The organism is Corynebacterium drakensteinense (assembly GCF_041224285.1).
In the GTDB taxonomy this organism is placed as follows: Bacteria; Actinomycetota; Actinomycetes; order Mycobacteriales; family Mycobacteriaceae; genus Corynebacterium.
In genome coordinates this window covers 1-13,546 of the sequence record NZ_JAXOFP010000006.1, presented here as the reverse complement: position 1 = coordinate 13,546, position 13,546 = coordinate 1, and the positions used below count along the sequence as shown (strand labels likewise).

The 13,546-nt window shown below is 58.2% G+C and carries 9 protein-coding genes and 1 tRNA gene; 7 read left to right on the top strand and 3 right to left on the bottom strand.

The window, feature by feature from the left end:
• Position 1 precedes the first annotated feature (1 nt).
• Both U1140_RS04785 and nrfD read left to right on the top strand, forming a co-directional pair.
• Positions 2-1,129, top strand: coding sequence for a 4Fe-4S dicluster domain-containing protein (locus tag U1140_RS04785; RefSeq protein WP_369846398.1), 1,128 nt, complete (start codon positions 2-4; stop codon positions 1,127-1,129).
• Complete coding sequence (gene nrfD / locus U1140_RS04780) at positions 1,126-2,244, top strand: NrfD/PsrC family molybdoenzyme membrane anchor subunit (protein WP_369846397.1); 1,119 nt, start codon at positions 1,126-1,128, stop codon at positions 2,242-2,244. The genes U1140_RS04785 and nrfD overlap by 4 nt, the downstream gene beginning before the upstream one ends.
• 52 nt (positions 2,245-2,296) lie before the next feature.
• On the opposite strand, the gene selD is transcribed toward nrfD, so the two are convergent.
• Positions 2,297-3,352, bottom strand: coding sequence for a selenide, water dikinase SelD (gene selD, locus U1140_RS04775; protein ID WP_369846396.1), 1,056 nt, complete (start codon positions 3,350-3,352; stop codon positions 2,297-2,299).
• 99 nt (positions 3,353-3,451) lie between these two features.
• On the opposite strand from selD, the gene U1140_RS04770 reads away from it, so the two are divergent.
• From U1140_RS04770 to U1140_RS04755, 4 genes are all read left to right on the top strand, one after another.
• Positions 3,452-3,547, top strand: a tRNA-Sec gene (locus U1140_RS04770).
• A gap of 53 nt (positions 3,548-3,600) precedes the next feature.
• Positions 3,601-4,986, top strand: coding sequence for an L-seryl-tRNA(Sec) selenium transferase (selA, locus tag U1140_RS04765; protein ID WP_369846395.1), 1,386 nt, complete (start codon positions 3,601-3,603; stop codon positions 4,984-4,986).
• Positions 4,987-6,828 carry a selenocysteine-specific translation elongation factor gene (gene selB, locus U1140_RS04760; RefSeq protein ID WP_369846394.1) on the top strand — a complete coding sequence of 614 codons (1,842 nt, stop codon included), beginning with the start codon at positions 4,987-4,989 and terminating at the stop codon, positions 6,826-6,828.
• Positions 6,829-7,132: 304 nt separating this feature from the next.
• Positions 7,133-8,539, top strand: coding sequence for an ATP-binding protein (locus U1140_RS04755; RefSeq protein WP_369846393.1), 1,407 nt, complete (start codon positions 7,133-7,135; stop codon positions 8,537-8,539).
• 200 nt (positions 8,540-8,739) lie between these two features.
• On the opposite strand, the gene U1140_RS04750 is transcribed toward U1140_RS04755, so the two are convergent.
• Positions 8,740-11,994 carry an SNF2-related protein gene (locus tag U1140_RS04750; protein ID WP_369846392.1) on the bottom strand — a complete coding sequence of 1,085 codons (3,255 nt, stop codon included), beginning with the start codon at positions 11,992-11,994 and terminating at the stop codon, positions 8,740-8,742.
• Between the two features lie 217 nt (positions 11,995-12,211).
• The gene (locus tag U1140_RS04745) at positions 12,212-12,796 is read right to left on the bottom strand and encodes an exonuclease domain-containing protein (protein ID WP_369846391.1); all 585 of its coding nucleotides are present in this window, start codon (positions 12,794-12,796) and stop codon (positions 12,212-12,214) included.
• A gap of 108 nt (positions 12,797-12,904) precedes the next feature.
• Here U1140_RS04745 and U1140_RS04740 point away from each other — a divergent pair, with 108 nt between their 5' ends.
• Positions 12,905-13,354: a helix-turn-helix domain-containing protein gene (locus tag U1140_RS04740; RefSeq protein WP_369846390.1), complete on the top strand. Its 450-nt coding sequence runs from the start codon at positions 12,905-12,907 to the stop codon at positions 13,352-13,354.
• The last annotated feature ends 192 nt before the right edge of the window (positions 13,355-13,546 follow it).

Genomic DNA, 13,546 nt, shown 5'->3' with positions numbered 1-13,546 from the left:
TATGCTTCTGACCGAAAACGCCTCCTCGAATGGTTATGACGACTATCAGCGCATGGCGTTTTTCACGGATACATCGGTCTGCATTGGCTGCAAGGCCTGCGAGGTCGCCTGCAAAGAGTGGAACCGCAACCCCGTGGAAGGCTACGAGGTTACGGGTGATTCCTACGACAACACCGGCGCGCTGGGGGCGAATACCTGGCGGCACGTGGCGTTTGTGGAGCAGAACAACGACCGCATTGAGCAGTCCCGTGCAGAGGGCAAGAAACTGATTTCGTTGGGCATGCCGACGATCGGTGGGCAAGGCGGGAACGCTGGCCAGACTGGCTTGAGCGCGGGCTCGGAAACCGGTAGCCCCGCTGGCGCTGCAACAGAGACCACCAACACCACCCCGCCGGATACGGATTCTTTCCGCTGGTTGATGTCCTCGGACGTATGCAAGCACTGCACCAACGCCGGCTGCCTGGACGTGTGCCCGACGGGCGCGCTGTTTCGCACGGAGTTCGGCACCGTCGTCGTGCAAGATGATGTGTGCAATGGTTGCGGCACGTGTGTGGCTGGGTGCCCGTTTGGTGTTATTGAGCGTCGTGACGACGGCGGGGTGACGCTGAAGCAGGACAAAACCGCCACCGTGGAGCACCACGACAACTCGCACGCCGGGGTGAACGTGCTGGCGAAGTTGAAGCAGCGCGGGCTGCAGGGCCCGAACAAAATTGACCACACCCCGGGTAAGTCCATGCCGATTAAAAATATTGGCGTCGCCCAGAAATGCACTATGTGCTATGACCGGCTGAAAGTCGGCGAGCAACCAGCGTGTTCGAAGACCTGCCCGACGGATTCTATTCAGTTCGGCACTTACGAGGACATGCTGGCCGCGGCGAAACAACGCGTGCGCGTGTTGCATGAACAGGGGCTGACCGAGGCCCGTCTGTACGGCGCGAACAACCAGGACGGCGTGGGCGGCACGGGTTCGATTTTCTTGCTGCTGGATTCGCCCGAGGTCTATGGTTTGCCGCCAGACCCGCGCGTGCCGACGGCCGATTTGCCGCAGATGTATAAGACCGCTGTGAAGGCCATCGGTGGCATGGCATTGGCGGTGGCTGGTGCGTTTGTTATGGGAGGCCGGAAGTGAGCAACTTCGACGAATACCGCCCACCGCAGGGCGAGCGCCCCAACCGCTACCGAAAATTCGATGGCACGAAGCCGAAGAAGAAGCGCAAACGCCCAGGTGCGGGTGCGCAGGATGGTTCCAAAGAAGAGCGGATGGCAGAAGACTTCGAGTTTTCTTCCTACTACGGCAAACCCGTCGTCAAAGCTCCGCCGTGGGAGTGGCCAATTGGCGTTTATTTGTTCCTCGGCGGTGTCAGCGGCGGCTCCGGCATGCTGGCCGCGGGCGCGCAGGCCACCGGTAACAAGCCGTTGCTGCGCACAACTCGCTTGACGACGCTTTCTGCTGCCTCGCTCGGCTCCGTGTTTTTGATTCTGGACTTGGGCCGGCCGGAACGCGCGTTGAATATGTTCCGCGTGTTCAAGGTGACCTCGCCGATGTCTGTGGGCTCGTGGATTTTGATGAGCTTCGCCAGTGCTTCGGCGATTCCGGCCGTCGTGGAAATTGATGAGCTTGCAGGCCGTTCTGGTCTTCCGTTGCCGAAGTTCGCGCGCACTGCGCTGCGGAAACTCGCCGGGCCAGCCGGTGCGGTCACCGGTTTCTTGGGTGGCCCGCTAGCTGGTTATACGGCGGTGCTGTTGTCGAATACCTCGAACCCGGTGTGGAATGACATGAAAAACCACCTGCCGTATGTGTTTGTGTCCTCGGCGGCGGCGGCGTCGTCGGGGTGTGCGATGGTTACCACGCCAGTGGATAGTGCAGGCCCAGCCCGCGCGTTGGCCATGGGTGCGGCTGTGAGTGATCTGGTGGCCACGAAAGTACTGGAAAATGGCATGGAGCCGGAACCGCGCGAGGCTTTACACCACGGCAAGTCCGGCAAGCTCATGAAGGCCTCGGAATACCTCATTGCCGCTGGTGGTGTGGGTGCTGTGGTGTCGGCGCTGACGAAATCCCGTGCGGTCTCGGTGCTTTCGGGCCTGTCATTGTTGGCTGGTTCTGCTTGCACGCGCTTCGGGGTGTTGGACGCCGGGCTGGAGGCAGTGAAAGATCCGGCCACCACCATTGAGCCGCAGAAGCGTCGTGCGCAGCGCCGCCGCGAGCAGCAAGGCTTAGCTGGCGACGTGGTGACGCCGGATTAGCGTGCCCGTGGTGTCGCCGGATTAGAGGTGGTGGCACCGGACTAAAGCAGCGCTAGCGCACCGAGATATACGCGGTGTTCTCGCCGGTGCCGCTACCACCGTTGCCTTCCCCAGTGGGTTCCATGGCGCGTTCTACAGTGCGGCCGATAACCGGGTAACCAGGTACTTCGCCGATGACCAGCAAGCCGCCGGAGGTTTGGGCGTCGGCCAGGAAGATCAAGTCTTCTTCCGAAATCGCCTCCGATTCCACCGACAAGCGCGGGCGCACCCAGTCCAGGTTGCGGCGTGAACCGCCGGGGATGAAGCCGTCGGCAAGCGCTTCCTTGGCGCCGTCGATGGCGGGGACTGCGGAAAAGTCCAGCTCCGCGGCCACCCCGGATGCCCGGCACATTTTGTACAAATGGCCTAGCAAACCGAAGCCGGTGACATCGGTGGCCGCCTTTGCGCCCGCCGCCAGCGCGGCCTGCGAAGCTTCGCGGTTGAGGGCGGTCATGGAATCAACAGCTGCCTGGGAAACCTCCCCGGTGGCTTTGTGCTTGTTATTCAGAATTCCCACGCCGATCGGCTTGGTCAGCGTGATGGGCAAACCGGGCTGGGCGGCGTCGTTACGCATGAGTTTTTCTGGTGCGACAATGCCGGTGGCAGCCATGCCGTACATCGGTTCCGGAGCGGTGATCGAGTGCCCACCGGTGACAGAAATGCCTGCTTGGGTGGCCACATCCATACCGCCGCGTAGGACCTCGCGCAGCACGTCCAGGCCGAGTATGTCGTTGGGCCAGCCCACCAGGTTGATCGCGGTCACCGGGGTGCCGCCCATGGCGTAGACGTCGGAAAGCGCGTTCGCGGCAGCTACTCGGCCCCAGTCATACGGGTCGTTGAGCATGGGAGTGAAAAAGTCCGCGGTGGAGATCACCGCCAGCCCGTCCTGGATTTTCACGGCCGCGGCATCGTCGCCGTCGTCCAGCCCGACCAGCACGTTGGGGTCGGCTTTGCCGATCAGGCCCTCGACGGCCGATTCCAACTCCCCGGCTGGGATCTTGCAAGCGCAACCACCGCCGGCGGCAAACGAGGTGAGGTTGATGTTATTGCTTCCAGCTTCGTCACTCATAGGCCTATGCTACCTGTGTGCCGTCGCTGCATCGGTGTACTCATTATTCTGCTGCCTACTCCCTCACCGTGCACCGGCGCCCTAGTAAACTGACGCGATGGAGGCGTATGCGTTCCTGGTGGGCGCCCCGGTCTTCAAAACCGGTGAGGCCGAGCATCTCGGTCTGGCAGGTTCGATTCCTGTCCGTCTCCGCCACAAATTTTGCCACAACGCAGGCAAGCTTCCCGCCCCGCAAGGAGGTCGCCACGGTGCCTGATCCTTTAACGCCTGATAACGATCCCCGCCGGAATATTCCGAAGATGGATCAACTGTTGCAGCTTCCCGCCGTCGAAGCGGCACGTGAGAAGCTCGCAGAGCACACCATCCGTGCGGCCATAAAAAACGTTCTTGCCGACGCCCGCCGCGGGGCCATTGCCGTCGATTCCATTGCAGAGCGCATTGCTGAGAACCTGCGCGCGCAGCAGCCGTTTGCTCTGCGCCCGGTCATTAACGCCACCGGGGTGATCATCCACACCAACCTGGGCCGCGCCCCGCTGCCACCGGCTGCCGTGGAAGCACTGCAGGCGGCGGCTTCGTATACGGACGTGGAAATGGATCTGGCCAGCGGTAAGCGATCGAAAAACCGCGGGGCGGGAGCTACCCAGGCGTTGCTGGATGCGTGCCCGGCGGCGGAGGACGCGCTGATTGTTAACAACGGGGCTTCCGCGTTGTTGCTGGCCACGGCGGCGCTGGCACCGAACCAAGAAGTGATTATTTCCCGCGGTGAGCTGATTGAGATTGGTGCTGGTTTCCGCTTGCCGGAGCTCATCGAATCCACCGCGACGCGCCTGCGCGAGATCGGCGCGACCAACCGCACGCACCTGGCGGATTATGAAAACGCGATCACCGCGGATACTGGCGCGATTTTGAAAGTGCACCCGTCGAATTTCCGGATGGAAGGATTCACGGCTGCGGTGGGCGTCGACAAGCTGCGCCAGCTCTCGCGCACCCACGGCAAGTACTTGCTGGTGGATCTGGGTTCGGGTCTGCTCACGCATGATCCCGCGTTGCCGGAGGAGCCAGATATTCATAGTCAGCTGGTTGCGGGGGCGGATGTGGTGATTGCTAGTGGCGATAAGCTGCTTGGCGGCCCGCAGGCGGGCATTGTGCTGGGGAGTGCCGAGGCGATTGCGAAAATGAAAAAGCATCCGTTGGCGCGGGCGGTGCGCATTGATAAGTTGCGGCTGAATGCCTTGCAAGCAGCGGTAACGACGCCGTCGAATGCCGTGCAGGATGCGTTGCATATTGATCCGCAGCGTTATCGTGAGCGCACGCAGGCTCTTGCCGACGTCACTGGTGGCCGCGTGCTGGCCCATGAAGGGCGTGTCGGCGGCGGGGGAGCGCCGGAGTATCCGTTGCCTGGTGTGGCGGTGGCTCTGCCGGAGTCGCTGGCTGCGCCGTTGCGGCAGGCCAGCCCGCCGGTGCTCGCGCGGGTGCATGATGGCCAGTGTGTGGTGGATGTGCGCTGCGTACCGGAAGAACAGGATGAACTGCTGGCCCAGACCATCTGGGGCGTGCAAGCGCGGCAGGCCCAGCACACTCAGCCCGCGCGACAGGCCCAGCGCACCCAACAGCCCAGTCAGGAGGCGAACTAAATGCACGTCGTTGCCACCGCCGGGCACGTTGACCACGGTAAATCCGCTTTGGTGCGCGCCCTGACGGATATGGACCCGGACCGCTGGGCGGAAGAAAAGCGCCGCGGGCTGACCATTGATCTGGGCTTTGTGTGGACTACCTTGCCGTCGGGCACAGATCTGGCGTTTGTGGATGTGCCGGGGCACGAGAAGTTTTTGGGCAATATGCTCGCTGGTGTGGGCCCGGCGCCGGTGGTCATTTTCGTGGTCGCTGCCGATGAAGGTTGGCAGGAGCAGTCTACGGATCACCGCGATGCCGTGCGCGCGCTGGACATCCAGCATGGGCTGATCGCCCTGACCCGTGCTGATCGCGCCGATGCCACCCGTCGCGCCGAGGTCACCGCCCAAGTCCGCCATGAGCTGGCGGGCACCGCGCTTGCCGACGCACCCCTGGTAGAAGTTTCCGCCCATACCGGTGAGGGCATCGCGCAGATGCGGCAGGTTTTGGACGAGGTGCTGGCCCAGGTGCCTGCCCCGGACCCGCAGGCGCGGTTGCGCGTGTGGATCGACCGCGCGTTTTCCGTGAAAGGCGCTGGCACCGTGGTCACGGGTACGTTGGCGGCGGGCACGCTGCGGGTGGGTGATACCTTGCAGCTGGCCAGCCCGGACGGCACCCGCGTGGTGGAAGTACGCGGCTTGCACAGTGAAAACACCGCCCACCAGGTGCTGGAGCCGACTTCGCGGGTGGCGGTGAATCTGCGCGGGATCAGTGCGGATGCCATCCACCGCGGCCACAGCTTGCTCAGCTCGGGTGCGTGGGAGTTGGTGGAACAGATCGATGTGCGCCGCACCTTTGGCCAGGGGTTTTATGAGTTGCCACAGAATATCGTCGTTCACATTGGCACTGCTGGGCTGGAGGCGCACGTGCGGCCGTTGTCCGCGGATTATGCGCGCTTGAGTTTGGCGCATCCGTTGCCGCTGCAGTTGTTGGATCGCTTCGTGGTGCGCAGCCCGGGTGGGCGGCACGTGAGTGCCGGGGTGCAGGTTATTGATGTGTACCCGCCGGAGCTGAACCGCCGTGGTGCGGCGTGTCGGCGTGCAGAGGAGTTGGCCTTGCTTGCCGACGTCAGCCCCAGCCATGCCACAACTACTGCCGAGGCCAGCCCGAGTCCGTTCACCGATCCCACCGCCTATGTGCAGCGCGTCGGTTACGTGCCCGTGGCCAAGCTGCAGCGTGCCGGGTTTGCCGTGGATGATCCAGCCGCCCCACCGCAGGGCATTATTGCTTTCCGGCAGTGGTGGATCGCCGCCCGGCAGATCACGCGCTGGAAAAATCAGCTTCTGGTCGCGCTGGGCAAGCATGCGCAGGATAATCCGCTGGCCGCAGGTATGCCGCGTAAGGCTGCGATGGATACGCTGGACGTGCAGGAGGATGCCCTGTTGGGCATCGCGGTGGCCGCCGCCAAGGTGGAACCAGCCGATGGCGTGCTGCGTCTGCCGGGGCACAAGGTGGATCTGGGCGAGGCGGAGGCATCCGTCGTCAAGCTGGAAACCTGGCTTGCCGACGACCCCTTCGCCGCACTGGAGGCGGATGAGCTGCAGGAACTCCGGTTGGGGGCCAAGCAGTTGGCTGCGGCGGAAAAAGCCGGGCGATTGCTGCGGCTTGGCCAGGGGATCGTTTTGTTGCCGAGTGCGCCGCAGGAGGCGAAAAAGCGTATCGCGCAGTTAGAGCAACCGTTTACACTCTCGGCTGCTCGGAAAGCGATGGGCACTACGCGTCGGGTAGCGATTCCGCTGCTGGAGTATCTCGATGAACAGGGTATTACCCGCCGCCTGGATGGTGGCTTGCGGGAGCTGCGGTAGTGTGGGGTGCTTTGAATTCCGTGGGCACGGTGAAAATGGGCCCAATGAAAATAATGAAAGGGACCGGCACTGGGCTTCCACCAAGAGTGGAGAGCGGAACCGGTCGTGTTGTTATTTATGATAGCGCACTTTTGCAATTGATTAAGCTGACAGCGCGATCAGAGCTCAGCGGTGAGACCTACTGTAAAGCTACTCTAAAGTACTCTAACACCAGACGTTAGAGTAGAAAATCCCCATGAACAGCCAAAACAGCCTACTATTAAATCTACTCTAAAGTTACTCTAACAATGTTAGAGTAGAAATCATGACAGCAGTAGAGGTGGATCGAGCCTTATCGCTTCCGGCGGAGCAAGCAGTATCGGCACTTCTGAAACTTCCAGAGTCGCAGTGGTATGAACGCAAATCGGGTGCGGTGAAGCCAAGTGATTTCGCGAAACCCTTAATCGCTATGGCAAATGCTGAAGGCGGCGTAGTGGTTGCTGGTTTGCATGGTGGCAAAGTTTCTCCAGTCAGCGACAAACAGGAAAACGAGTTACGTCGTGTAGCTCATAACTTCATTGACCCACCTGTGCGGTTATCGGTAGAAGAGCTGTCTACGGCCGACGGTAAAGTCTTGGTGTTTCGGGTTGGTATGTCAGAGTATGTGCACCAAGATAACCGTGGGGATTGCTACCAGCGTATGGGCGATTCCACTCTGAAGTTGTCGTTTGCTCAGCGGCAAGAGCTTGAATGGGATCGGGGAGCATCACGGTTTGAGTCGACGCCAGTGCCTGGTGGAGGCAGCTTCGACGAGGTTTTGGATCCGGAAAAAGTAGAAGAATTCCGGGCGTTGCTGACATCATCAAGCCCGCAATTAGCGTTGCAAGCACGGGATTTATTAACTCGAAAAGGCGAGGTCACAGTTGCAGCAGCGCTATTGTTTGCGCACCGGCCGCAGATTTTTTATCCCAATGCGCATGTAAGAATTTTGCGCTACGACGATAATGATCGTGGTGCTGGACGCCGACAAAATCTTGTTCACGGGGGAGATATACGCGCTGAAGGCTCGATCCCTGAGCAGCTGTCGGCAGCGACAGAAGCAATTGAACAGCTCATGCCAAAGCGGCAAGCATTAGGGGATGCTGGCCGGTTTGTTCCGCATGCAATTGTTCCGAAGGATGCTTGGCTTGAAGGTTTAGTAAATGCGTTGGTTCACCGTTCGTACAGCATGGGCGGGGATCATATTCGGGTAGAAATCTTTCCTAACCGTATAGAGATTACTAATCCTGGTAGGTTCCTCGGTCTGAATCGAATTGATAATCCAGAGCAGATTAGCCGGAATGCGCGTAACCCTCGCATCGCCAGGGTGTGCGCGGATCTCGGGATTACTCAGGAATTAGGTGAAGGTATTCGTCGTATATTCCAGGAGATGCGCACATCGGGGCTAGTGGATCCAGTGTATGAGCAGGTCAACGAGTCAGTGAAGCTGACTTTGCATGCAAGTAATGCTATTCCAGCAGATTTAACGCGAGATTTGGGCCGGGCAGCATTGGAAATTCTCAAAGTGCTTCGGCAGTCCCAAAAGCAATTAGGGACTGGGGAAATCACCGAGTTAGTAAGTCTTGCGCGCCCTACTGTGCTGCGCCATTTGAAAGAGTTGCATTCGCGTGGCTTGGTTGTGTGGCATAAACAGAGTCCGAATGATCCCCGTGCTACGTGGTCACTCGAATAACCGATGGAGAAACTTGACCTGGTGTTGTCGGCGAAGCGCTGCCTACTGTAAAGCTACTCTAAAGTACTCTAACACTAGATGTTAGAGTAGAAAATCCCCGTGACCAGCCGAAACGGTCTACTATTAAATCTACTCTAAAGTTACTCTAACATTGTTAGAGTAGAGCCATCCTGGCTATCTCCGCTGCCCTAGCCATTGTGCTAGTCGGTGTCGAAGAGCTCCCGGAGGACATCGGCGTTTAATTCGACACCACCGGTCTGGCCAGACTGGCCGGGTTCTAAGAAGTTTTCCATGAGCTCGCGCTTGGAATCCTGCAAGGCGACAACCTGATCTTCGATGGTATCCATGGACACCAGACGGAATACAGTCACTGGAACTTTTTGGCCAATGCGGTGAGCACGGTCAATGGCTTGTTGCTCTGCTGCCGGGTTCCACCACGGATCAAGCAGAATCACGTAATTAGCAGAGGTCAGGTTGAGCCCCACTCCGCCTGCTTTCAAGCTAATCAAAAAGACTTGGTTATCACCATTGCTGAACTCGTCGATGACGTCCTGGCGGTTTTTGGTTTGGCCATCGAGATAGCTCGTAGGAATGTCAGCTGCATCCAAATGCTCACGGACTTTACGCAAAAAGGTGGTGAATTGGCTGAAAATTAGCACGCGGTGGCCTTCTTGCACGATGCTTTCTAAAAGCTCATCCAAGCCCCTCAACTTGGATGAGGTTGCCGTGGAATCGGGGATAGCCAGCTGCGGATCAATGGCTAATTGCCGCAGCCGCGTAATGGCAGCGAGTACCTCGATGCGGTTGCGATCTGGATCGTCGGCAAGCAGCCCCAGAATGCGCTGCCGCTCCCGAGCAAAATGCAGGTCGTAGAGCTTGCGGTGGTTAGTAGCTAATTCCACCGGAACCACCTGGGTTTGGATTGGCGGAAGATCAAGTGCCACATCGGCTTTTCGCCGCCGCAGTAAAAATGGGGACGTGCGTTGGCGCAGCACCTCCATTTTTGCGTCGTCGCCACGGGAAATTGGCCGTTCGAAGTGCTCGCGGAATTGTTTCACGTTGCCGAGCAATCCCGGGGTGGTCAGGGAAAACATGGACCACGCATCGGATAGGGAGTTTTCGATTGGGGTGCCGGTGATGGCGAATTTTTTGGCGACCCGCAAGTCGCGGATTGTGCTGAAGATCTTCGAGGCAGGGTTTTTCGCGTGCTGTGCTTCGTCGAGAATTACCCCGGCCCAGTCGATGTCCTGGTACTGGGCAGCTTCGAGGCGCAACAAGGTATATGAGGTAATGACAATGTCGTTATCGTCAGCAAGCTGGGAAAGGGATTTTTCACGACGCTTGCTGGTCGCATTCACCGTAGCCGCTTTCAGGTGTGGGGCGAATTTTGCTACCTCACGTGCCCAGTTACTCACTACAGACGTTGGTGCGACCACCAGCCAGGGGCGCTCCGGGGAATCGACGATCATTGATAACACCTGCAGGGTCTTGCCCAGGCCCATGTCGTCGGCAAGCACACCACCAAAACCACGCCGATTGAGCCCCGCTAACCAGCGAAAACCAGTTTCTTGGTAGGGCCGTAACTCCGCCTGCAGCTCAGCTGGCACGGCGAGTTCTCCCACTGGTTCGTGCACTGCATCGAGGGCGCTGCGTAGCCATTCATCCGGGGTGAAATTGATGGATTCGAGTGCTTCCAACTCATCCCAAAACGACGTGCGCACGCGGGGAACCTGCGGGCGGGAAGAACGAGTATCGCCCAGGGCGCGTGCTTCTTCCAACAACCTGGCGAAGGCGTCGTATTCCTCATTGTTCAAATCAGCATAGGTGCCGTTGTCGAGGATGAGCAGCCGGTGCGGATCGTTCAACGCTGCGATCAGTTGCGCTATAGGAACAGGCTGTTGATCCACCATAACCTGCACGTCCAGGCCAAACCAGTCATTAGCTCCGCGTTGGGCAGCAACTGCGACATCGACGGCGGACGCCGGGGTCAGTGCCGCTGTGCGTTGGGCGGCATCATCAATGTGCACGTCGACGCCCAGTTGTTCTAGCCGTGGCAGCCCGGTGTGGAAGAAATCTAGTAATTCTGCACCGCGGAGGGTGCCGTTGCGTGGCGTGAACCAGAGTAATCCCAACAGTTCCTGTTCGGCATCGGCGTTGCGACGTGGATTAGCGGAAGCGTGCCCGGCATCTGGCAGGGAGATTGTGCGCCTGCCATATACGAAATACCAGGTGAATTCCGCTGCTAAGGGGTGGTTGGCTTGCCTGTCTGTCGAAATATCGAGCCGCAGATGCGGGGCCGGTGGCGGGCCTGGGGTAAAAGATTTATCTGGGCTGATCCACGGAGTGTTGTTGTCCAGGAGGTCTAAAAAATCTTCTTCGAATTCATCTTTATCCTCGTCCGGGATGCGCACCGTGTGTTCCACTTCGTGGAGCCTTCGCCATTGCTCACTGGCTGGTTCTGTAAAACGCGCAATGTGGAGCGTTTCGGTTTCATCGCGCCACACCGCCCCAAAGCCGGGGTATCCGAGCACTAATTCTGGTTCGATAAAGCCTGCAGCGTGCAGGTGCAGTGTTGCGGTTAACTGAATATCGCCATCTTCGTGCTGGTGAAGGGCTAGGTAGGGGCGTACCAGGCCGTCGTGGAAGATGGTGCGGCCATTGCTGGTGGCATCGACCAATTCGATGCCTTCTGCTGCGGTACTGGCGATGGCTTTGAGGGGTTCTGCATTGTCAATATGCGTTAAAGGTGCCAGCGTGTGCTGGCTATCGAAATAAATTTCGTGGTTGATAAACGCATCCGTTAATCTCTGTGCTGCCTGTTCATGAGCAGGCAAAATTGTGGGCGCATAGGTCTGATTAAGGAAGCGGTGAAAGCTCACGTCGGTTTTGGCCCAGCTACGTTTGTTGATCTGGTTTTTCGTAGGGCGAACCAATTCCACAGACAGGCTTGCCGGTGCGTTGATTGGACCCCAGTGGGTTTCGCGTACACCGGCCGGAGAATAATCAAACAAGAGTGCAAGCCGGGTAGAACGCTCAGCCTGCGTCGTCTGGGGTTGGGATGGCTGTCTCTGGTACCGCTGGGGTAGGCCGCCTGGCCTGGCAGGGGAGAAAATATTGTCTAAGTCACGCTTCCACCCTGGCTGCACAGGATCATCGGCCTGCTTGTGCTTCGCTGCCATGTAGGTCAAATACAGTGCGGCAGTATGCTTGCAATTAATCCCGTAGGGGCAGGAACAATGCCCGATGAATGCTCGGAGCACACCGTCGGGTGAAATATGCATAGCCACATGCGGGTGGTATAAATCGCCCTGCGAGCCCAGGCAGTTGCCAATGACTTCCGTCACATTAAAAGTACGTTGGATGTCGGTGAGCTCAGCTGCGTTTCTGTGGAAAAGCTCGTGGCCGCGATCAATAACGGCAGGCTCCAGATAGGGCAGCAACGGCGCAGTATTCATGCCTTCAGAATAGTTGGTTTTACCTATTCCTCAATTGCGGCGAAGAATTCATTTTCTGTCATCACGGTCAATTTCGCGCCTTTTTCCACGAGCGCTCGGGCTTTCACCATTTTGCTGGAGCTTTGACCATTTTCTGGAGCCATCCATGCCTGGCCGCCACGTGGTTGGCGAGGGCACCCCGACTACCAGCTGAGTTGTCTTCTTCGTCACTGATTTATCAACCTTGCCGCGGTGCTTGCGTGAGTGCGAAGGTCTTTACGAGTTGTCCCAGGGACATCTCCAGGTGTCGCAGCATCGCGAGGAATAGCTCGCCGGTAACCCGCGCGTCCTCGGAGGCGTCATGGTGTGTGAATGCCAGGCCAGGGCAGTAGTCGTGGATAAGGCTTTCCAGCCCGTTCGTTCCGGTAGGGCGTTGCAGCAGGTATCGAGCCATGCGCAGCGTGCAAAGCCGGGGATTTATAAAATCGGGCAGGTTCCCCAGCTCGGTGTGCGCTCGCCAGACGGAATAATCAAAGGCCATGTTGTGTGCAACGATGGGGCTCGTGCCGACGAATTCCTGGATGTCGCTGGCCAGCTCCCGCATGGTTGGGGCATCTGCGACGTCGGTTTCTCTAATGCCGTGTACCGAGATGTTGATTGGCTGGAAGTGCTCGTATCCAGGGTCTGGTTTGATGAGTGAGCTGTAGCGCTCAAGTGTTTCGCCGTGGTCGTTCATTCGCACGAGGCCGATCTGGCATGCGGACGCACGCATCTCGTTGGCGGTTTCAAAATCGAGGACAGTGAACTCAGTAGGAAGCGGCATGCATCTATTATGCGTAGATAATCGGCTAAGAAGCTGTTTAGCTCCGAGAATGTAGAAAACCGCTTGTTGACCCTTTCGTTTATTTCGTTTATCTGTTAGTTTGAGATTATGAAAGGCCTGCAACAAACGAATAACTCCCACAGTCGGTCAACTGCCCGCCAAGCTCTTCAACAATTTAGAAAAGTTCTTGAAAACACGCCTGGGGCCGAGGACCTCCATGTAACAGTTGATAGAACAAACGAGTTGATTTGCCTTCCCCGTAGTGTTGCCGACTTGCTTTGCGAAATTTTGAGCAAAACTGCCGCTGGACAAACTGTTGGCATAATCCCAACGAATGCAGAGCTAACCACTCAGCAGGCAGCAGACCTGCTTAATGTTTCACGCCCCCATGTCGTCAAACTTATTGATGAAGGCACTCTCAAGGGGTATAAAGTCGGAAAACACCGACGGTTGCATGCTATCGACGTGCAAAATTATAAGCACCAACGAGATGTAGAACAACGTGACGCCGCAGATGAACTCACTGCTCTCTCCGATGAGCTGGGACTATATGAATGAGCAACTTCACTGTGGTCTATGACGCGAACGGATGTCGCTACTCAGCGCGACAAAGCTCGTGACCGTGCGGGGGTTATACGACAAAAGGGGATGCGGACATTTTTTAGGAATATTCAGAGTAACAGCTTGCGCCGACGCTGATTAATACTTAATCCACCGAACTCAAGCTTGATTCTTCGTTCGTTATAGAAC